Below are 20,253 nucleotides of genomic sequence, written 5' to 3' on the forward strand. Positions count from 1 at the left end.
GCCCCCGCCGAACAAGCCGCCAAGCGGGCCTTCACCAAAGATTGCGCCTTGCAGCGCAACTTGCGCCAGTGTCTGCAGAAACTGGTCAAGGGCTTCGTTACCCGTCTTGATCTGGCTCGTCAGAGCTGACCACTGGCTGTACATCATGTCGGCTGCGAATTGAGACAATTCACCGGCCTGCTGCTGCCGTTGGGATGCCTGGTCTTGAGCGATGATCAACGCTTCAATGGCGGCCCGTTCCTCGTCTGTGGCAGCCGCGCCAGCAGACCGTAGCTCGTTCATGACGCGCTTTTGGGTCTCGGACATCCCCATCAGATCAAGCTCGAACTGAAGCTGATCTATGATCCGTTGAACCGCATCAGCCTGACCACCGGCCGCCCGGGCGCTACCACCGCGGGCTACAGCGAGATTCCGAGTGGCCTCCGCCTGACGTACGAGTGTCTCGATTTCCTGCCCTTCAGCACTGTCCGCTGTGACACCCGCCTGTGCCTGTTTATTGGAGATTTCCCGCTCGACACGAGACTTGCCAGCAAGTTCGATTTCCTTGTTCAGCCCGTCAAGGACAGTCGTAATGCGTTCCTGTTCGGCCCGCGCCTTTTCCTCCTGCGCCTGCACATATGCGTTGTCTTGTTCCTTGCGCTGGCGGTCCAGCTGGCGCAAAAGGTCGCCGCGCTGGCGAAGCAGGTCTTGCAGTTCCTGCTCAGCAGCAAGCGCCGCCTGTTGATTGATGATTCCTCTTTGCGAATTGAAGACGCCGCCGTTGCTCTGCTCTTCTCCAGCAGTCGCCCTAAAATCAGACAGCTTTGAACGCGTCGAATCTATCCTTTGCGTTGTCTCTGCAATCTGACCTGACAGCCCGGCCCGCGCATTCACTGCATCAACCGCCCCGGCAATTCCCATGATTGCGTCACGCAAGTTGAGCGCGGAAGCAATCTGCGAGCCCCACCTTTCCAGCAGGATCTGGGTGGCTTCGGCCAGCGTGTCATATGCCCCGGCCAAGCCGCCGCCAGATGCCGCACCTGCTCCGCCAACCTGTTGCTCAACGCCGTCGAGGATCAACGCCTGCGCCTCTGCAACCCGGCCTGTTTCCATGAAATTCCGGATCATCTCCCGCTGTGCGCTCGAAAAGCTGACACCGACACGGCGCAACGCGGACAAGCCCTGTTCGGGGTCTTCCAGAGCCTTGCCGAGTTGAACGGCGGATGACTTCAGCGTACCGAAACCGACAGTCGCCAGATCTTGGGAGAGTTTCAGCGTCCGGTCGAACGTATCCCCGGCGATTGACCGGAACGTCAGAAGCTGGGTCGCGGCCTCCCGCGCTTCCGTGGTACTGGCAAGGGTGGCCATTCCGATGCCCTGCGCCAGTTCCTCGATCTGTTCACCTGTCCGGCCCGCTGCACCACCCGTCGCCTTGATCACCTGTTCGGTAACAAGAAACTGGGTCTCGGCCTTTTCAAATGCATTAACCGCTTTGACGCCAGCGGCCGTGAACCCCGCCAGACCGAGTGCTGCCCCCAGAACAACCGGGTTGATACTGCCAACAGCAGACCCGATTGCCGAAAACCGGCCAGCTATCCCGCCAAGCGGGCCTTCCAGAACCGCCGCAGACTGCGCCGATTTGCGCAAGGCTGCTTGCATACGCGACAAATGCCGCGGGGATTTTTGAAGATCACGGTTGAATTTCTGCAGCGGGCGACGGCTGTTATTGAAAGCTTGTTTTGATGCCCGCTCAATCTGATTGAGCTTGCGTTCAAGTTGATTCGTTTTGGCCTCAAATAGAAGGACAAGTTTTTCTTCGGTCGATGCCATCAGCCAACCTGCGCCTTCAAACGCTCGTAATCATCACGGGAAAAGCCGCCGCCTGTTTCTTCCGCACCATTCATCAGCGCGTAGCCCTCGACAGCCGCAAAGAAATCAGAGATCGAAGCAAGCCAGAAAACATCCGGCGTCCATCCAAGGGCAGGCATCCATTTGCGCCATTGCCGGATCGGAAAATGGTCTAGCCGTTCTCCGCCCCGGCGTCGGCCTCCCCCGGCTCGTCACCGGGAACCAGCGCAGCAAGAACCGCTTCCGCCGCTGGAATGACATGGGTGACACCCGGGAATTGAGCGCTCCAGGCTTTTTCCGCGTCCCCCTCAATGCAGAGGCAGATCAAAGCCGCCTTGACGGTCGACATCTTGCGTCCTTGAAGCGCTGCAATCAGGGCGACCAGATTCATGCCCCCTGTTGCTTCTTCAAGCTGCTCGATACGGGCCATCTCGGCACACAGGATCAAATCATGCGTGCCGAGTTTCAACGCGACTTCACCGCGTGTCTTGTTCGCCGGCCGCATCACGAGCTGGCGCCCGTGGTAGCAGGTGTAAATGTGATTTTACCTGCAGCTTCCCAAGACGCAGAAAAACTGAGGTTGTCAGAAACCTCGCCACCAGACACCTCAAGCGAAGGAACAATCCAGAGTCCGGAGAAGGTGCCGAGTCCCGGAACAAGTATCCGGCAAGAGATCTTTTCGTCATTCCATTGAGCTGAAACAACACGTGTCATGATCTCAGAACTTTCGAACTGGCCATCTCCGGAGAAGGTGATGGATTTGGTCCCGTATTCCGACGTTTTTTGCACAGGACCGCCGGGGTTCTCCTTGTCAGCCGTCGTTGTGTCGACAGGCTCCGAGCTCAGGGTAAAGTTTCTGGTTTTCATACCGCCCAACGTATCGTAGTCGGTCGATCCGGTGCCGCTGCTGATCTCGATAAGCAGCAACCGGCTTTTCTGTTGAGACATAACGATCTCCTATGTATGGCAGAGGATTTTGAGGGTCAGAACGCCGTGACGGGTGAACCCGTCCGGATCATCAAAGACGCGCCAGCCATGAACGTAAGAATATGCCGTGGTCAGCCCGGATACCGTCAGCGACTGCGCGTGGAAGACAGCCTTCAGATCGTCGAGAACGCGCTTTGTTTCCGACTGGCCGGGCGTCCGCGACCAGACATGCAGATCGATGTATTCCTCTGTGCCGACGCTGCCTGACACGTCATCGGGAATACTGTTCGCCGCGCCGATCTGGATGTAGGGAAAATCAGAGGCTTCGGGCGATTGCTTTGGCGTATCGACCACCGATTTCACACCGGCAATCGCAGCTCCCATAATCGCCTGAAAAATCACCTTTTGCAGGGCAACCGAATAACTCATTTGCCCATCGCTTCCTTGACGGCCTTGTTGAGCGCCCGTCTGGCGCGGCCAAGGTGTTTTTTCTTGAGAAGCCGATAGATTGGAAACAGGAACGGTTGCGCTGCTTTCGTTGAGGTTCCGAACTCTGTGAACATCCAGCGCCAAATCGCATAGACGCCCCATGCGCTTTGATAGTCTTCCGTCTTCTTTGCCTTGATGCTATCGGCAAGATCACCGCTAACGCGTGGCGCAGCGCTGGAAGCCAGCTTGGCCAGTTCTTTTGCCGATCGCTCGCTTGCCTGCTCCAGATACTCATTCGATTTTGGCGCAATCTTTCTGATCCGGGCCATGGTCGCATCGAGTTTGGGTGAACGCATAATAACCCGGTCAGGCATCAGAAGACCCCGGCTTTACGCGCCGAACCGGCTGCGTTGTAAACTTGCTGTGCTTCACTACGAAGTCAGCGACCTTCTCCGGGTCAACGCCACCAACGGTCCATTCAAAGAAAACAATTGCCCAAAAATAGAACCGCCACCACCACGGCAGTTTGAACACGAGCTGATAGGTAACCTCACTCATGCACCCGATCCTCCACGCACAAGAACCATTTCCAGCTCGCGCCACCTGCGATCCGGATTGATGACAGATTGAATGTCATGGACCTCGCCCCGGATCACAGCCCGGTATGTCGCATTGATCCCGGCCACCTGGCTGGAATAGCGAACCTTCAAGGTGCCCCGGCTCGCTGCCAGCACTGCCCCGGCTTTCATGGCCTCAGTGCCGCGTTCTGCCCGGTAGTTTCCCCAGACCGTCACCAGATCAACCCAGGCAGTTGTCTGACCGCCTGCCCCGTCAGAAACACTCTGACTTTCCTGAAACGTCACCCGGTCCCGGTAGGATCCCGCCCGCGCCATCAGATCGACACCCGCCGATACCCGCTGATCAGCCGGTCAACACCCAGCGGCAAGTCTGTTGCGGTCACTCCGACCGTCACCGCCTCGCGGTTTTCGTAAAAGTGACCCACAAGCAACAAGATGGCGTGCCGGATCGCATCCGGCACATCAGAACCCAGCGCTCCATACCCAGCCGTAAATGTGACCGTGACGGCATCGGGCTGGTCACAAACCGATGGCCAGAACCACATTTGAGCCAGCATCAACCGTGATCCGCTCGCCATTTCCGCCAGATGCCAGCGATCTGCAGGCAACACCTGTTCCTGATTATCGCTATCGAAATAACTGACGGTCACGCTGTCCGGATCCACGTCCGGAAACGGCAGACGCAAATACCGGTCATACGGAAACCCGCCAAAGGCAACGGACCATTGCTGGTTGACCAGACACCGCCCCAGAATACCGGACCAGCCATCAAGGTGGCTGGTGGCAGCCGCGACCAGCGACGTGATCAGCGCATCATGTTCGCCGTGCTCGACGTAACAATGCGCCTTGGCCTCGTCGAGTGTCACGACAGGCTGAGCCGGTGGCGTCACCAGCTTGGGCCGCTGCATGGCGGGTTGCATTACTTGTACCCGAAGACGGTCACATCCAGCCCGCACCGCGCAAGGTCTTCCTTTGTGCGGCTCTGCTTGGCTGTTGCTTTCGCATCCGGCTTGGCTTCCGGCTTGGCTTCCGGCTTGGCTTCCGGTTTCGCAGGCTGCTTGGCCTGATCCGATTTGGCAGCGGTCATTTGTGAAACCCCGTGAAATTAACGTGAAAAAGGGCGCCCGAAAGCGCCCCTGTCGATGTCGTTAAGCCTGCTTGGCGATGACCAACCCTTGCGGGTCAAGCAAGCCGCCGCCAACACGCTTGGTGGTGTAGAACAACACATATGGCTTCAGAGTGTAGGGATCCCGCAAAACCCGCACCCCTGCACGATCGAGGATCAGGTAGCTACGCTGGAAATTGCCAAAGGCAATTGGCATCGCCCCGGTTGTCATGTCCGGCATGCCCGGGATTTCCGTCACCGGATACCCGTGAAGCGAAGCAGGCTGGCCAGCTTGGGCGGAAGGCTGCCACAGGTAATTGCCGTCACCGTCTTTCAGCTTGCGGATCTTGCCCTGTGACGTGCGGTTCATGATAAACCGTGCGCCCATCGTGTAGCTCGACGGGACCGCATAGATCATGTCGATCAGTTCGTCCGATGTGACATCGGTTGCGCTGGCGAAGCCCTTGACCGGGATCGCGCCAAGCGGATGGCGGCCCGCATTCGCAGCACCGTCCGCGTAGGTCAGCAACCCGAAGGGCTTGTTGTCACCATCGCCCGCAATAAAGGCCCCGCCTTCCTGAAACGCGAATTCGGTTTCAACTTCACCGGCAAGCCAGCTTTCCAGATTGATTTCCGCATCATCCAGAATGGTCTGGGTGGCCGCCGGCATCGCGTAGATTTCACCGAACGGGAAAGCCCCTTCCTCGAATTGCGCGTTTGCGGTCTGCGTACGGTTGGCGGTTTCACCAACCCAGCCAGAGTTGGTACCACGCATGTTGTAGAGCTTCTTGAAGGTGGTCCCCGAAACCCGCATGACCGAGCAGATCCCGCGCATGGGGGAAACCTCAATCAGCTTGTTCGTGATGGTGCGATCCCACTCCACCGGAGCCAGATAACCCCCGTCGGTATCGCTTCCCTTGTTCAGGGACGCTTGAACATCGCCGCCCTTGAAATGCGCCGAAAATGCATTGGTGTATTCCGCGTCAACCGGCGTCGACCGGCTTCCCGAACCACCCATCTCCATGGCTGCCAGCTGCGCATTGCTGGCATCGATCGCGGCTTGAAGCTCGCCAATGCTGGCATTGATGCGGTCAATCTTCTCGGTTGTGACAACATCGTCAAACCGGGCGTTGATTTCCTTGTCCTTCTCCGCCTGCGCAGCCTGGAAGGCTTGCCAATCGTTTTGAAGGGTGGCCAGAATCGTCGTAGCGTCCGCTTCCGCACGCACAGCCATGATGCCCCGCGCCTTGGCGGGTGCTGTATGCATCGTCATGATGCTTCTCCTATGTCAGATCTTGAAAAGGCCCTTGGCAAGGGCTGCAATTGCGTCAGCGTCGTGCGTGACGGATGGGGCAGCGCCGGACATGCCCCCTTTCGCATCGGCCAGAAGCGCACGGCGTTCCGACCTTGGCATTCCTGTTCTGGCAAGAAGCGCATCAACACGGCGTGTTGCATTCACGCCCTGGGCAGCTTCCGCCTTTGTATTGTCTTCCGTGATCGCGTCAGCCGGAAGAAGGCTGTCCGCCAAGCCGGTTTCAATCGCCTGTTCGCCGTTGAACCACGTCTCGTTGTCCATCCATTCCGAGGCCTTGGAATTCTCAACGCCAGAACGATCCGCATAAAGCCCGGCCAGCGCCGCATCGAACGGTGTCAGCATCTCCGACGCGGCAAGCAGGTCGTGACGGTTTCCAACGGTTACCGTCCAGGCATTGTGAACCATCAGGAACCCGGCCTTGCCGATCTGGATTTCATCGCCGGCCATCGCTATGACCGATGCGGCCGACGCTGCTAGCCCCAGAACCCGGACAGTGACTTTGTGCGGGTGCATCCGGAGCGCGTTGTAAATGGCAACGCCCTCGAAGATATCCCCGCCCGGCGAATTGATTTCAACGGTAACATCCTTGTCACCTATGGCCCGCAAGGCAGCCGATACACGCTTGGCCGTGACCCCGCCACCGCTCCAGTAATCTTCACCGATGACATCCAGAACCGAAATAGTGCTGTTGTCCGTATCCTTTGCCTGAACCGCAGCATTCCAGCGGTCGAGCGCATCCGGATCAGCCTCAAAAGCACAAACTTTTGGAAGCTGGCCAGTCTGAAGCTCCGGCAAATCACGAAGGCTCATTCTGTTGCTCCTGATCTTGCTGTCCGGGTGCGGCTGGAAGCTCAACACCGGGCGGGAGGTCGCTCAGTTCCCGGATTTCATCGGTGCTCATCCAGGGCTGGTGCCCGCCAGAGCCCAGCGCCTTGGCGAAGAATTCCGCCTGATCCTTGGCATTGCCGCGCAAAAGAGCCCCCGGGTTGAATTTCGCCTCGATCTCGTCGGCTTCTTGATCGCTCAGAATGTCCCGCTCGATGGCTTGCTCCCACGCGACAAACCACGGGTTGAGTGCATACCGGACAAAGAGCTGGCCAAGCACATCGATGCCGGATCCCCAAGACGTTTCATCAACGCCAAGAAGCGGACGCGGCACCCCGTACGGGCGTGCTATTTCGTCGATCTGGTGTTTGCGGGTCTCAAGATGCTGGTTATCCCGGCCCGTGCCGGACACATCGGCAAATTCAAGCCCCTCTTCCAGAAGCATGGATTTGTGCGCGTTTTCCGCGCCGCGGCGCTCTTCAAGGCTGGCCTTCAGGTTTTCCCGTATTTCAGGGCTGAGCTTGCCCGGTGTCTTCAAGACCGATCCGGCAATGACACCGCTTTTGAAGAGCCGCGCTGCCGCTTTTTCCGTCTGGATTGCCAAAGCAATGGCTTCCGCCGATTTCTCGACCAGAGACATGCCGGATATACCGTCTGGCGATATGCCGTTGCGCAGATGAAACACCTCTTGCGCCTGGAGGATCACTTCCCCGCCATCGGCACGGGCATATTTGTAAGTCAGTTTGCCGCCAAGCAGCTTTTGCTCAACCGTCACCTGCGTGGGGTTCATGGGCACAAGCTGGATGATCCGGCCACGGGAGCGCACAATCCGGGCATAGGCGTTGCCATGGATCAAGGCCCATTGCTGCATCAGGGAACGGAATTCAAACGCTGTCTGCCAATCGTTCGGCTTCCGATGCAGCAACCGGAATGCCGGGTGCTCGCTGGCCTTTTCCTTCGTCGCCTTCCACCGCAGATGCAACGGCAACATGCCGATCGCAAAGCTGATCAAGGACACACACCGGAACACCGTGGTATTCTTCATCGCCTGTTCCGGCGTGACCGTAATCCCCGATTCCGTGACAGTTCCGTACCCCTCACGAATGAAGGCCAAAAGCGCCGGATCATCGAGCCCCGAAAACACCGCGCTTTCGCCAGCCATCGCCTGCACGGCTCCCGGCCGGGGCATGACAGGCTCGACACGCGGGCTCACGGCATCCATCGCCGCAACCGGCTCCGAACGCCTGAAAAAATCGAACAAGCTCACAGAAACAGTATCCCGCGTTCTTCGTAGACGGACGTGTCATCCGGTTCCTGCAGAGGTGCCACACCAAACGCCATGGTCAGCGCCACCGCTCCATCAATGCGGCCTGTTGCCTTTGCCTTGTCCAGCTTCCGATTGCCTGCCGGATCAACCGAAACACGCGTATTCGCAATACAGCTGGTCAGAACAGGATGCCCGCCATGACGCACGCGGGCGTTCAAAAGCTCTGCCTCCAGGTCTCTCAATGCCGGAGAAATCGACTTGTAACCCTGTCCGAATTCCTCGAACGTCTGTTCGATCTCGTCTTCGTCAAACCCGGACGCTTCAAGCCAAGGCTTGAAATGCCTGAAATTCCAACGGTCAAACGCGATCTTTTCAATCTGGTATTCATCGCAGACCGTGCGGATGAACTGCGCGACAAAGTCATAATCGACGGACGCGCCGGGGCAGGTCTTCAGCAGACCCTCACGCTCCCAGACATCATAAGGCGCCCGATCTGCCTTTGCCTTTTCCCGCAGGCCATGTTCCGGCAGCCAGAACGTCGGCTGCACATGCCAAAGACCGTCAATCTGTGCAATCATCACGAAGGCGGTCAAATCGGACGTGGCCGACAGATCCAGCCCGCACCAGACCGGAACACCCCGCATATCCGCAACCGGGCCACCGCAAGCATTCCAGATGCTCTTGGCAACAAACGGTGTGGAGCCGTCAATACGCTGGTTTAGATACAACCAGCGAAACGAGTTCTCGAATTGCGGGCTGTTTTGCGCCCGCTCTGCTGCCTGCTGCATCTCGATCAATGATCGAAACTTGCCAAGTGCCGGGTTCGCTGCCCTCCAGGCTGCTTCGTCGTTCAACTCCGCGTCCTCATCGGCAGAGTACCAATGACAGACAATTCGCGGGTTCTCCGCTGTTGCCGCCTCATCCAGCCAGCGCGAGAATAAATCATTGTCCGACGCTGCTTGTGTCGAAATCGCAATCAAAAGCGCGTCGTCATAAGCACCCTGCGCGGTCTCGATGGCCTCAATGAAGCTGTCGGATGGTCCCTTGACCTGGCCGACTTCATCCAGAATGGCCAGCACCGGAGACAACCCGTGGGCGGTGCCGGCTTCTGCCGAAATCGCCCAGTATTCTGCATTCATCGGCAATCCGATGATCTTTTTTGATGACGGCACGATGCGCGCTATTGCTGCCAGATCCGGGTTCAGCCTGACCATGTTGGAGGCATGCTTGAAGACAATCGCCGCCTGATCACGTGACCGAGCTCCGGATACGATCTGGCTGTTCAACCGCGCTTCCGGCCCCACCACATGCGCCAGCATGATCGCCGCGATCAGGGCTGACTTGCCGTTTTTGCGTGCGAGCGACAAATAGGCTCGCGCTGTCACTGCCTCATTATCGTAGATATCCAGAATGAATTTTTTCTGGAAAGGATCCAGCACCAGAGGCTGGCCAACAAGTTTTCCTTCAGGCACACGGCAATACCGCTCAATGAACCGGATTACCTTTTCACCGCGTGTCATGTCAGGCGGCTTGGTCAGTTCGGCCTCGCCAAAAGGTCATCATCCAACGGGTTGTTATCCTCGATGGCCTTGGCCTGCTTCCGGCGCTTGGCAGCGTCTCGTGCCTCGCCTTCCTTTGCGCGGGCATGCAGTGAAAGACTTTTTCGCATGGATAAAATCGTACTGGCGTGCATCTGGACCACGGCCTTGCGCGGATTGACGACAGGCGTTCCCTTTTCTGTCAGGACCACAGAGCCCTCGTCTCTCAAACATCGCTGCTCACGCTCAAGATCCGCCATGGTGCGCGCCATGAGTGCCGCAAGTTCAAGCTGATGCGCAGTCCATTCAGAGCGGGCGAACTCGGCAATAACGCTCGCGAAGAAAGGCAAATCTTCGTCTTCCAGAGGCACATTGCTTGGTGGTACGATCTCTTGCGTTGCCTGCTGCATCACCCTCACGGCTTCCGTAGCGCTATCTATTCGCTGCCTTTTTGCCATGCTGTCCTTGCGCGCACGCGATCCCTAAAACTGTGTTAGCGTTTTTTCTCTTGCCCACACGCCGATCTCCCGACGCCCGGGTCAGAACTTTTGATACCCCCCCTACCGATTGGCGGGGTGGGCCGGGTCGACCGGCCAGCCGTCAGAACCGATGTCCAGGCTGTAGCCGCGCCGCTCCAATGATTGTTTCCAGCTGTTGTGATGGTGGGTGCAGAGTGATTGCAGGTTGCCTGCATCCCAAAACAGGGCCTCATCGCCTCTGTGTGGCTTGATATGGTCTGCGACCGTTGCAGCCACGACTCGCCCTTCAGACTGGCACTTGGTGCAAAGCGGCTCAGTAGCGAGTTGCTGGCGTCTCAGCCTTTGCCAGCGTTTTGTCTTGTACCAGCCTTGCCAATGCCTATCGGTCACATGACACCACCCACAAAAAAAGCCACCCTCAAAAGGATGGCGGTTATCGTTGCTTCGGCAATAGAACCCCGTTGCGCCAGCTCCGCAGATCCTGCGTTTTCCTGCTGACACGGCCGGTGGAACTCAGCCACTCGGACACCGTAGGGTTTGCTCATATAACGAGCGAACAAGCAAAAGCTATGCCAATCTCTGAACAGTGTCAAGCGGCGTCTGGATTTTCATGGAGCCTACCGACAACAGCACCGGATCATCCTTGCTCGATGGCACACGCTCGACAGATGCCTCCCATCCCTCGAACATACCAGACACCAGCACCACACCATCCCCGATCTCCAGCGCGATAGCCTGCCTTGACTGCCTGAAATCGAACACACCCATATCCTCGGCGCATTGCAGGGCCTCTATACACGCCCACGGTATCCGTACAGGTGTTCCATCAATGCCGACGAACTCACGGACACCGTCTATGCGGCGAACAGCTCCGAACGGAGGGGAAGCCGGATCCAGTCCAACGAACACATACCGGCAGAACAAGGGCCGCTTGACATCGACACGGCGACGCGCCCGGCCACATCGGCGTTCATGGCGTCCCATCGGGCAATAGGGCTCAAAGCCTGCTTCCCGCATTGCCGTCTTGGCGCGTCCTTCGCAATTGGGATTGGTGCGAACGACATACCACGCCAGTGAGGCGTGAGTGGACTGCGGATGTGATGTCATGCGCTGCGGCCTTTTGTGGTGGGTCGCAGCAGCGGTCGTGAGGCGGTTCAATCTAGACCTGATTTGCCCGGAGATTGCAAGAGGCAACCCCACCACCCCAAACGGTCAAATCTGAGCATTTCATAAGTGTCACGCTGTCACGCACGTAAATAGACACACCCCATTTCACGCAACAATATTTCAAAAATCATCCAATCCCATACACCCCCGTGACACCGTGACACTTAGGTTTTTTTGATATTAACTTATTGTGTTTTATGGGAAATAACTGTCACGAAAAGTGTCACGAAAACCATTAGTGTCACGTGACACTTTTCAAAAGTGTCACGGAAAATCGAAAAGTGTCACGCTAAGTGTCACGGTGTACTGAGTGCACATTTTTGATTGCAGGTACTGCGCGCACCAATACGATATCGGTATTCCGATATCGGCCCCTCGTTCTGATCAAGGTGAAACAAACCAACACAAGGTTGCGTTTTTCCATGATTAACGTAATGAGTACCGTCACGCCGAGATGGTGTTTTGAACTTGGGGGACTGAGAGTATGAGCGAGGAAACGCAGAAGCGGATCTTGATCGAGCAACGCGTCACGAACGAAGCCAAATCCATGGCTCTCGCATATATATGCTGGTTTTTTCTAGGCGGTTTGGGTGTTCACCGGATGTATCTGGGGCGCGCCCTGAGTGGCTTGAGCATATTGGCTCTTCAGCTGCTCGGATGGGTGTTTCTCATTAATGGCAGCGCGCTTGGCGGCTTCCTGCTCATTTTCGCTTGGGGATGGATTATCGTCGACGCCTTTTTGATACCGGGAATGGTCAATGACAACAAGGGTGAAGTGCGCGCCCGATTGACCGCAGAAGCGGGGCTTTGAAATCATCAAAACATATTTTGATTGTTTTTGGGTTTGTAAGAGATGAACGTTATGAAATTGCTTGTCATGCTGATCCTGACAATTGGATTGGCGGGATGCGTCACTACAGAGCAGGTGGATCAGATGGTGGCGCATTCCAAGCCGGCCACGCCGGAAGAGCGCCGGATAATTGTCAATTACGTGCGCAACACCTTCAAGGATCCATATTCAATACGCGATGCTCAGATCTCGTACTTTTTCGACAACACGCCCCGTGGCGGCCGTGCTGGCTGCCTTTCCCTGAATGCCAAAAACTCGTTCGGCGCGTATATTGGCGTGAAATACACAAGCATTGTCATCGACAATGGCAGGGTTGTCCGCTCGCTGCAGGATGCCCCTGGCTGCTTCATGATCGTCAATAGCGGGATCAAATTTCAGAAGTTCCCGGAGCTTGAAGCTCTGTAGCGGCTCAGTCCCGCGTCAGGAAATAGGTCACGACCGGCCGCCGCGTTGATGCCACGGCCTCCTGCACGATTTGCTCCGCCTCCTTGAGGGACTTGATCGTATCATCCAGATCGCGTCCCTTGAGGGTGTGTTGCATCCGGCGCAAGAGATCCCGGCGCGTGATCCGCCCGCCATTCTCCTGGATCAGCCGCAACACCTTGTTGGCGTTGGCCTGCGCGTCGGTTTCCGCCATGTAGAGCCCGGCATCCTTCGCCAGCCGGTCAGCGGACCATAGCGCCAGATCCCGCCCCCACTGCATCATCTCGACCGACACGGACGGCTTGAGCATGTTTTCCCCGGCTGCCCGGATGGTTGCCATGCGCACGGCCATTTCCGCAGTCCTTGCATAAAACGGCGCCAGATCCGGCCGCCGGTCCTGCAGGTTCTCGACATAGGTCTGCAAATCCCGGAAAATCTCCCGTGCATGATCATCGGCCCACGGCACTTCCACCGGCCGTACCTCCGATGCCGGATCCGCGTAAAGCTGCCCCGTGATGCCCGCAAGCCGGTTGCCGCCGCCAAACATTGCTTCCATCCGCTTGACGATCTCTTCCGGCACGTCCCGCGGATCTGCAAGCGGATCACGGTCCTTCGGCCTGCCATTGGACGGCAACACCAGAAACCGGTTCAGAAAGCCGTTGATCACATCCTTGCCCTTCAGCGCCTCGAAGAACTCGTCAGGTGTCGACACACCCAAAATGGACAGGGCCGGTGCCTGGATGATCTCCGATTGACGGCTGGCCCATTCCGGCGTTGTCATCGATGCAAAGGACTTGCCCCACGCCGTGCGCAGGATCTTGGAAATGCCTGCCACATGCGGGCCGCCCCTGGCGTGGTTGACCTTGGCGATAAACGCCCCGAATTCATCCATCGCGCAATGGGTCAGCGGCGCCCGGGTCAATCTGGCAATTAGACTGGAATGGGACATGAAGTCATCCGGGCCGTTGACCGAAGACATGCCGGCCGCCGCAAGCAATCGCGGTGCCTGGTTCAGCGCGTGATCCTTGCCCGCACCCGATCCCGCCAGATTGAGCACATAAAGATGTGTGGCGGATTGTGTCGGCCCGCAGAGCTTGCGCCCGATCACGGTTCCGGTCACCGTCAGCGCCGCGCCCAGGGCTGCAACCCGGGAGGGCCGCCGGGCCGTTGCCTCGATCCAGTCGGTGATCTGGCCAACCAGCCCCGGCACCCGTGTCAGATGATCGGGGAAAGCGTCCTCTTTGGCACTCTCTTGCGTCTCGATCACCTCGCCCGTTGACTGGTCAATGATCGTGCCGTCATCCTGTTGCAGCAAGGTCCGGGCACTCGCGGCCCCTTCTGCAATCTCCGCCTCATCCGCCACGCCCCAGCCAAGGGCCCGCGGATCCAGCGACAGCACGTCACACAGCCAGTTGGCCGCGGCAACAGCATCCCCTGCCCCGCCATAGTCCATCACGATATCAATCGCCGTGCGCTTGCCCCCCCGTGGATCGCCCATGTCATGCACGCCGAAATCGACAATGCCGGTTGGTGCCAGAGACAGATCCTCTTGCAGATCCCGCCCCAGCAGGCGCGAGGACACGCGATAGGCCCCGGTTCCCGGCTGCGGTTTGCTTTGCGGGAAGATCTGCGGCACCCACACGGACAGTTTTTGCAAGGCAATGCTGTTGACGTTCCTGAAAAACGGGCTCTCGAAGCCGATTTCCTGTTGGCCTCCGGAGACCACCGGAACGGCGCAACTCTGCGGCTGATGGGTGATTCCTTCCGGCCGTTTCGTCAGCAGTTCCACCAGCCAGTCCGGCATGACCGGTGCATCCAGAATGGACAGCGGATCCCCGTCTCCCGGTTCATAGATCCCGTCATCCCGATGCGCGCCCGGTGCGATCACATAGCCACCCGTGCCCCTGATATCGATCGGGCACTCTTTTTTCGGTGGCAGATTGCCCCGCCCGTTGCCGTGGTTCAGCCCGTCCGGCTGGCGGAAATAGACATGCCGGCCACCCGATGGCGTGTCCGCATAGGGCGCATCACAACCGCCGTTTTCCGCCACAATCCGGTCCCAGTAGTCCTGGCCGCGAACCCCGTCCTCCTCGTCGAGGTCGACCACCAGCAGCGACGACTTGCCAAGATCGATGCCCGGCATGGCGTCCGGCCAGCGCCGCCACCAATTGTCTATGTTGCGCCTGTGACTGGTTGCGCCGGATCGCCAACTGGTCCCGGATAATGGCTTCTTGCTTCTATCGTTCTTGGTGCCGTCCGGGTTGTAAGCCGGAGACGGATCACATGGAAAGACCGCCATACCCGCCTCATGCAGCGACACGGCCAATTCGTAATTTGACAGCACCCGCACGATGGACGGATCGAATGTAAACCCAAGCTTCGCCACTGCGGCCCCGCATGCAAAGAGAAATCAGAATGGCGGGTCGAGCTTTTCCAGCTTGTCTGCCAGGGATGTGCCGAAGTCATCCAGAAACCCCCGGAAGAACTCGACCGCCTGCACCTCGCTCAGGGCGTTCAGATCGCCGGTCCCGAGCCGGTCGAGCCGGTCGGCTGCCATGCACATGGCATCATGCAGCGCCTGCCCCTCGTAGATATCGAATTCCCGTTGCGACATGGCCTGTCCCTTTTTGACAAGATGAAGATGTTCCGAGCAGGACCAGACAGGCCGGGCATTGTGCCTGAGCATGTAGCCCACACCGTCATCGCGGCGCCTGCACAGCCAGCACGGCCCGCCGCTCAAGCTTTGTTTCGCCATGTGTCAAGCTCCTGAAAGATGGCCAGCAGATCCCGGGCATCACGGGCAACGCTGTTGTGCTCGTTAAAATCCCGGCGCAACCGGCACATGGCCGCGATAACCGTTGACGGGTTGGTGCCGCCGTGGTCGCGAGCGATCGACGCCAGCGACCAGCCGTTGAGCCTGTGCGCCAGCCACCACGCCACCCGGCGTGCCGCTGACAGATCCCCGCCGCACGAGCTGGAATGAAACAGCGATGGCGACACTCCGAACCGGCCACATGCGGCGATTTCGAGCTGGATTATGGGGATCATGGCCGGCACTCCATCACCGCTTCGATGAAGACTTTCGTCGCTTGAGCGTCGACCGCGTTTCCATAGGCGCGTAAACGTCCCACTCGGGAGGCAGCGCCATCAACCAGCGGGAATGAGCCGGGTCTAACTGGCCGCCACTTTCCATCCCGGCAGCTGAGCCAGTCAGCATCTCGCCAGAAGCCGTTAACCGGACCGGGTGGGTGATTGTGACCAATGCCGCCATTTGCGTCAGCGGAATGCCCGTGTCGTGTGGCCTCGGCGGAAGCCCGCCCTTGTGAGCATCCGTTGCTGTCGGGCTCGGCCAACCCGCCAGCTGTCCCGCCGTCTGCAGGTTCATGCCGCCCTGACGGCCCGACGTGCTCGCGCCGGTGCTGTCTGTTGCATTCGGCGTCGGCCAGCCCGTCAACTGCGCCCTTTTTGGTATCGGGATCAACTGTTTGTTCGCAAAGCACCCCGGCGTCACCGGAGTTTCCGTCCAATTCGTGAGCCAAGCCGTTTCGGGTAAGTCTTGCTGCTTTTTGCTCGCATAGAGCCTGCCAGCTGATTGGTCGCTGTCGTGATTTCGCGGGCAATTCGGAGTGTTCCACCCCTTGAGCCCAGAACCGGAGCCTCTGCCGGATGTGCGGGGCACCGACGCCCGCTGAGCAGGTATCGACAAACCCGCAGGCGTAACCCGCTCCTTCCAGGTCAGCTTGTACAAGGTCGAGCCAAGTGAGGCCGTCCTTGCTTGCAACCTGTTCGCCAAGGATCTCTGGAGGCTGGCACTCGCTGACGAGATGGAACCAGTGCGGCCAAAGGTGCCGCTCGTCATCAAACCCGCTTCCCTTGCCTGCCGCGGAGAAAGGTTGGCACGGACAGGAGCCGGTCCACACGGGTCTGTCGTCGGGCCATCCTGCAAGTCTGAGTGCGTAGGACCAGACACCGATACCGGCGAAGAAGTGAGACTGCGTGTATCCGGCAAGGTCAGAAGGTCGAACATCGACAATTGATCTGTCATCCACATCTCCGGGAGCGATCAGGTTTTCAGCAATGAGATTGCGCAGCCATTCAGCGGCGTAGAGGTCGTTTTCGTTGTAGTAGGCTTGAGGCGCACTCACTCCGCCGCCTCCATCGCTTGCCCGTTAGCCGTCTGCCGATCCGCCACGGTCCAGTATTTCGAGCCCGGCGCCTGCCGCTTGACGCTGACCGCAACAACGGTGTCCAGCTCGCCTTTCCGGCTGACCGCCTCCTGCGTCGTTTGGGGGATCGGCAATGCTCCGCCCAGCCGCCGCCAGATCATGCCGGCCTTGCCCGCAGCCCGGCCGCCATGCTCGAAACACAGCCACTCGCTGTAGTCCCGCTTGTCCGTCGCATAAGTGATCTTCAGACTGTCGGGAGCGCTGAATTTCTGATGGATCTCGAACCGGGTGTCCGTCACGGCCAGCCATTGCGGTGCCACCTGTTCAGTTGAAAGTATTGGGGCATCCGACGCCGCTTCCGCCTCGTGGCGCGGCTTTTCGGCAAAGGGCCACTCATGGCCGCAGCCCGGACAGATCCGCGTTGCCAGCCCCACCACTTCCGCGCAGTCCGGACATTCCTTGGCCCGCTCCGTGTCCGGCTTTACCTTTTCCTCATCCGGCAGATCGCCGCCGCCCGGTTCCTTCTTCGGCTTCACGGCGTCGACCGGACCATGGCGCACGGTGTTTCCGGCAAAATCCAGCACAAGGCAGTTGCCCTTGCCCGGTGCCTTGCGCAGCCCGCGCCCGATGCACTGGATGAACAGCGATGTCGAAAGCGTCGGCCGCAGCATCGCGATCAGATCCACATGCGGCGCGTTGAAGCCGGTGGTCAAAACGCCAACACTTGTCAGGCACCGGATCTGCCGCGCCTTGTAGGCTGTCAAAATCCGGTCCCGCTCGCCCTTTGGCGTCTCCCCCGTAACAGCCTCGCAGGAATAGCCCGCCTGACGGATCAGATCGCGCACCTGGACGGCATGATCGACACCGGTGCAGAACGCCAGCCACCCGGCCCGGTCCTCGCCCATCGTCACGATTTCCGCCACCGCCGCCTCGACAACATCCAGTGCCGCCGCTTCCAGCTCGTCCGCCTTGAACTCGCCCCCGCGGATATGCACCTTGCTGGTATCAATCCGGGCCACCGTCGCCTTGCTGATCAGATTGGCGAGATAGCCGTCTTCGATCAGATCACGCACATTGGCGTCGTAGACGATCTTGTCGAACAGCCGGTCCTCGCCCCTGTCGAGCCGCCCGGAGTCCAGCCGGTAAGGCGTTGCGGTCAGACCGCAGACCGGCATGCTTGCGTTGATCGTCAGACAATCGGAGATGAACCGGCCATACATTGTGGCGGTGTTGCGCGGGATCAGGTGGGCCTCGTCGATCAGCAAAAGATCGAACCCGCCCAGCGCGGCCGCTTTCTTGTGCACCGACTGGATGCCCATGAAGGTGATCGGGCGGTGCAGGTTGCGCTGGCCAAGCCCCGCCGAATAGATCCCGATCAGCGTTTGCGCTTCCGGCCACAGCTTGATCAGTTCTTCCGCGTTTTGCTGGATCAGCTCCTTCACATGCGTGATCATGCCGATCCGCATGGCCGGATATGCCTCCCGCAATCCGCGCACCAGCTCCGCGATCACGAGGGATTTACCCGCCCCCGTGGGCAGCACGATCAGCGGATTGCCGCCCTCGGTGGCCCAATAGTCATGGACAGCAGAAATCGCCTCGGATTGATAGGGGCGCAGGGTTATCGCCATAGCGGCACCTCCCCACACAGACCATGGAACGCCGCATTGCTTTCAAAGGCGACCTTCCAGACTTCACGGGCGCCTTTCATGTCCCCACGCCTCAGCATGGCGGCCACGAGCGCCGGCACATCGTGAAACGCGATTTCCGTTGTTTCCTGACCGGGTTGCTCGATCAGCAGGTTGCCCATTTTTGTAGGCGTCAGGGTCACATCCTTCTTCATGTGTCAGTCCCCTCGTAATACTTGCAGGCGGCGGCCCGCGAGGGAATCCGGGCGGTTGCCCCCCCCATGAGCTTGCGCGCCTTCAGGCACACCGCCGGCTTGCCCAACCGGCTGTCGGGCATCCGGCTGCATGTTTTGTTGTTGTTGACCTGGAAATGCCTGCAGGTGCCGCAGACCTTGCCTGCAGGGCCGGTTCCGGCAAAATGCGCCATTCCGGCAAAGGTTTGGTCAGCATCCCCTGCGGTGCCGATGTCCGCCTTGGTCAGGTGCATGCTCTGGCTGACCGGCACAAACGGGTTCTTTTGCGGTTTCATCCCGTCACCGCCTTTCCCGCGCCATCCACCCACTCGGAGCCGTCGCGCAATTGATAGGTGACGGTTTCCGCGTCCGGGTCGGTGTCGATCTGCTTGCCCGGCACCAGATCCGGCACAAACAGGTGACTGCCGCAACCGTTTTGCTGGTCTTCCGTGCTCAACATCCGGTCATGGCGTGCGCAGTGCCAGCCGCCCTGCCCGTCATCTCTTGGCGCGGCATGCAGGCACGTCCGGCAATTCACACGCGCCCATGCGCCCTCATGGCAAACGGATTTCGCCGGGCACCAGTTGCAGGCATAAGCGGCTCTGCTTTCCGGGTTGTCATGCAGCTTTGCGGGCGCGTGATCCGAGAAAACAATCCGCTCGCCCTTGGCCATCAGCGCAATCGCGAACGCCGCGTCATAGTGGATCCGCTCGATGTGGATCGTGTCGGTGTCTTTCTCGACCGCGACATAAAGCGCCCGGTCAACCCCCTTCAGATGCATGTAGCCCTGGCACTGCGCATAATGCAGAGGCTTGGATTTCTGCACGCCCTCCAGCAACAGTTTCTTGAAGCTCTTGACCGAATGCGTCTTGCACTCGAACACATGGCAGGCTTTCGGCGCCTCGACGACACCCCCGAAGATGATGCCGTCCATATGCCCGCGCACATGCCCGCCTGCGGTGGATACGGCCCATTGATCGCCGGTCAGCTGATCCACATCGTGAATGTCGATGCCTGCGGCGCGCAGATCCTCGATGACACGGGCTTCCTCCCGGTGGCCGGTCTGAAACAGCCGCAACATGCGCCCGTCAAAGTCCTCGCGGGGCTGCGCCCAGCGGAACGCGTACCAGAGCTTGCGGGCGCACTCTTCGCCCAGAATGGAAATCCCGAGATAGGTGCGTTCCGGCTCTTGTTTGGCCCGCGCTTCGTAGACCCGGTAAATCGCGTCAATGGTGGGAGAGCGGAATTGCGGGAGAGCGACCATTATACGCTCCACTCTTTGAACGCACCATCAACGGACAGGATGTAGCTCTTGCCCGGTTCGATCCCGTTTTCGCCAACCAGCGAGGCGCGGACTGCGACCAGGTTAAAGTCATCGTCGTAAGCGGCCAGCATGATCGCCCCGCCTGCTTCCGCCTTTGCCACACCGCCAATGCCGAGCGCAGCGGCGATGGCATTTTTACCTTTCACTGAGGCATGGCCGTAGTGGCCAGCGGCTG

The 20,253-nt window shown here is 59.1% G+C and carries 28 protein-coding genes; 2 read left to right on the plus strand and 26 right to left on the minus strand.

Features of this window, described 5'->3' with window-relative positions; genetic code table 11:
* The 17 genes from E1297_RS11610 to E1297_RS11690 form a co-directional block, all read right to left on the minus strand.
* Nucleotides 1-1,809: phage tail length tape measure family protein (locus tag E1297_RS11610; RefSeq protein ID WP_196223280.1), on the minus strand; the 1,809-nt coding region annotated here is incomplete at its 3' end.
* Nucleotides 1,809-1,967: a hypothetical protein gene (locus E1297_RS11615; protein ID WP_155138204.1), complete on the minus strand. Its 159-nt coding sequence runs from the start codon at nt 1,965-1,967 to the stop codon at nt 1,809-1,811. The genes E1297_RS11610 and E1297_RS11615, both read right to left, overlap by 1 nt.
* Nucleotides 1,968-1,999: 32 nt before the next feature.
* Nucleotides 2,000-2,335: a hypothetical protein gene (locus E1297_RS11620; RefSeq protein ID WP_155138206.1), complete on the minus strand. Its 336-nt coding sequence runs from the start codon at nt 2,333-2,335 to the stop codon at nt 2,000-2,002.
* On the minus strand, nt 2,332-2,775 hold the full coding sequence (locus E1297_RS11625; protein WP_155138208.1) for a phage tail tube protein: 444 nt from the start codon (nt 2,773-2,775) through the stop codon (nt 2,332-2,334). Before E1297_RS11625 ends, E1297_RS11620 begins: the two co-directional genes overlap by 4 nt.
* Nucleotides 2,776-2,784: 9 nt before the next feature.
* Nucleotides 2,785-3,183: a DUF3168 domain-containing protein gene (locus E1297_RS11630; protein ID WP_155138210.1), complete on the minus strand. Its 399-nt coding sequence runs from the start codon at nt 3,181-3,183 to the stop codon at nt 2,785-2,787.
* Nucleotides 3,180-3,557 carry an HK97-gp10 family putative phage morphogenesis protein gene (locus E1297_RS11635; protein WP_155138212.1) on the minus strand — a complete coding sequence of 126 codons (378 nt, stop codon included), beginning with the start codon at nt 3,555-3,557 and terminating at the stop codon, nt 3,180-3,182. The genes E1297_RS11630 and E1297_RS11635 overlap by 4 nt, the downstream gene beginning before the upstream one ends.
* A complete protein-coding gene (locus E1297_RS11640; protein WP_155138214.1) occupies nt 3,550-3,741 on the minus strand; it encodes a hypothetical protein in 192 nt (63 codons plus the stop codon). The genes E1297_RS11635 and E1297_RS11640 overlap by 8 nt, the downstream gene beginning before the upstream one ends.
* A complete protein-coding gene (locus tag E1297_RS11645) occupies nt 3,738-4,076 on the minus strand; it encodes a phage head closure protein (protein ID WP_155138216.1) in 339 nt (112 codons plus the stop codon). Before E1297_RS11645 ends, E1297_RS11640 begins: the two co-directional genes overlap by 4 nt.
* Nucleotides 4,076-4,681: a head-tail connector protein gene (locus E1297_RS11650; protein WP_155138218.1), complete on the minus strand. Its 606-nt coding sequence runs from the start codon at nt 4,679-4,681 to the stop codon at nt 4,076-4,078. Before E1297_RS11650 ends, E1297_RS11645 begins: the two co-directional genes overlap by 1 nt.
* A complete protein-coding gene (locus E1297_RS11655) occupies nt 4,681-4,848 on the minus strand; it encodes a hypothetical protein (RefSeq protein ID WP_155138221.1) in 168 nt (55 codons plus the stop codon). Before E1297_RS11655 ends, E1297_RS11650 begins: the two co-directional genes overlap by 1 nt.
* Nucleotides 4,849-4,909: 61 nt before the next feature.
* A complete protein-coding gene (locus tag E1297_RS11660) occupies nt 4,910-6,139 on the minus strand; it encodes a phage major capsid protein (protein ID WP_155138223.1) in 1,230 nt (409 codons plus the stop codon).
* 15 nt (nt 6,140-6,154) lie between these two features.
* Nucleotides 6,155-6,991: a head maturation protease, ClpP-related gene (locus E1297_RS11665; protein ID WP_155138225.1), complete on the minus strand. Its 837-nt coding sequence runs from the start codon at nt 6,989-6,991 to the stop codon at nt 6,155-6,157.
* Nucleotides 6,978-8,273 (minus strand): phage portal protein, encoded by a 1,296-nt coding sequence (locus tag E1297_RS11670; protein ID WP_209015756.1) that lies wholly within the window; start codon nt 8,271-8,273, stop codon nt 6,978-6,980. The genes E1297_RS11665 and E1297_RS11670 overlap by 14 nt, the downstream gene beginning before the upstream one ends.
* On the minus strand, nt 8,270-9,793 hold the full coding sequence (locus tag E1297_RS11675; protein ID WP_155138227.1) for a terminase large subunit: 1,524 nt from the start codon (nt 9,791-9,793) through the stop codon (nt 8,270-8,272). Before E1297_RS11675 ends, E1297_RS11670 begins: the two co-directional genes overlap by 4 nt.
* 14 nt (nt 9,794-9,807) lie before the next feature.
* Complete coding sequence (locus E1297_RS11680) at nt 9,808-10,269, minus strand: terminase small subunit (RefSeq protein WP_155138230.1); 462 nt, start codon at nt 10,267-10,269, stop codon at nt 9,808-9,810.
* A 102-nt stretch (nt 10,270-10,371) separates the two neighbouring features.
* A complete protein-coding gene (locus E1297_RS11685) occupies nt 10,372-10,680 on the minus strand; it encodes an HNH endonuclease (protein WP_368669531.1) in 309 nt (102 codons plus the stop codon).
* Nucleotides 10,681-10,857: 177 nt separating this feature from the next.
* Nucleotides 10,858-11,397 carry a transcription termination/antitermination protein NusG gene (locus E1297_RS11690; protein WP_155138232.1) on the minus strand — a complete coding sequence of 180 codons (540 nt, stop codon included), beginning with the start codon at nt 11,395-11,397 and terminating at the stop codon, nt 10,858-10,860.
* A 544-nt stretch (nt 11,398-11,941) separates the two neighbouring features.
* Here E1297_RS11690 and E1297_RS11695 point away from each other — a divergent pair.
* The gene (locus E1297_RS11695; RefSeq protein WP_155138234.1) at nt 11,942-12,268 is read left to right on the plus strand and encodes a TM2 domain-containing protein; all 327 of its coding nucleotides are present in this window, start codon (nt 11,942-11,944) and stop codon (nt 12,266-12,268) included.
* 51 nt (nt 12,269-12,319) lie between these two features.
* Nucleotides 12,320-12,712: a hypothetical protein gene (locus E1297_RS11700; RefSeq protein WP_155138236.1), complete on the plus strand. Its 393-nt coding sequence runs from the start codon at nt 12,320-12,322 to the stop codon at nt 12,710-12,712.
* A gap of 4 nt (nt 12,713-12,716) precedes the next feature.
* Here the strand turns inward: E1297_RS11700 and E1297_RS11705 are convergent, their stop codons facing one another.
* The 9 genes from E1297_RS11705 to E1297_RS11745 all read right to left on the minus strand — a co-directional run.
* A complete protein-coding gene (locus tag E1297_RS11705) occupies nt 12,717-15,116 on the minus strand; it encodes a bifunctional DNA primase/polymerase (protein ID WP_155138239.1) in 2,400 nt (799 codons plus the stop codon).
* 24 nt (nt 15,117-15,140) lie between these two features.
* Complete coding sequence (locus E1297_RS11710) at nt 15,141-15,485, minus strand: hypothetical protein (RefSeq protein ID WP_155138241.1); 345 nt, start codon at nt 15,483-15,485, stop codon at nt 15,141-15,143.
* Complete coding sequence (locus E1297_RS11715) at nt 15,467-15,778, minus strand: helix-turn-helix domain-containing protein (protein ID WP_155138242.1); 312 nt, start codon at nt 15,776-15,778, stop codon at nt 15,467-15,469. Before E1297_RS11715 ends, E1297_RS11710 begins: the two co-directional genes overlap by 19 nt.
* Nucleotides 15,775-16,875, minus strand: coding sequence for a DNA cytosine methyltransferase (locus tag E1297_RS11720; protein ID WP_368669532.1), 1,101 nt, complete (start codon nt 16,873-16,875; stop codon nt 15,775-15,777). The genes E1297_RS11715 and E1297_RS11720 overlap by 4 nt, the downstream gene beginning before the upstream one ends.
* Nucleotides 16,872-18,524, minus strand: a complete 1,653-nt coding sequence (locus E1297_RS11725; protein WP_155138244.1) for a DEAD/DEAH box helicase — start codon at nt 18,522-18,524, stop codon at nt 16,872-16,874. Before E1297_RS11725 ends, E1297_RS11720 begins: the two co-directional genes overlap by 4 nt.
* The gene (locus E1297_RS11730; protein WP_155138246.1) at nt 18,515-18,736 is read right to left on the minus strand and encodes a hypothetical protein; all 222 of its coding nucleotides are present in this window, start codon (nt 18,734-18,736) and stop codon (nt 18,515-18,517) included. The genes E1297_RS11725 and E1297_RS11730 overlap by 10 nt, the downstream gene beginning before the upstream one ends.
* A complete protein-coding gene (locus E1297_RS11735) occupies nt 18,733-19,050 on the minus strand; it encodes a hypothetical protein (protein ID WP_155138248.1) in 318 nt (105 codons plus the stop codon). The genes E1297_RS11730 and E1297_RS11735 overlap by 4 nt, the downstream gene beginning before the upstream one ends.
* The gene (locus E1297_RS11740) at nt 19,047-20,018 is read right to left on the minus strand and encodes an oxidoreductase (protein ID WP_155138250.1); all 972 of its coding nucleotides are present in this window, start codon (nt 20,016-20,018) and stop codon (nt 19,047-19,049) included. Before E1297_RS11740 ends, E1297_RS11735 begins: the two co-directional genes overlap by 4 nt.
* Nucleotides 20,018-20,253, minus strand: a 236-nt coding sequence (locus tag E1297_RS11745; protein ID WP_209015757.1) for a hypothetical protein, incomplete at its 5' end; no start/stop codon positions are given. The genes E1297_RS11745 and E1297_RS11740, both read right to left, overlap by 1 nt.

Source organism: Roseibium sp. RKSG952 (genome assembly GCF_009711355.1).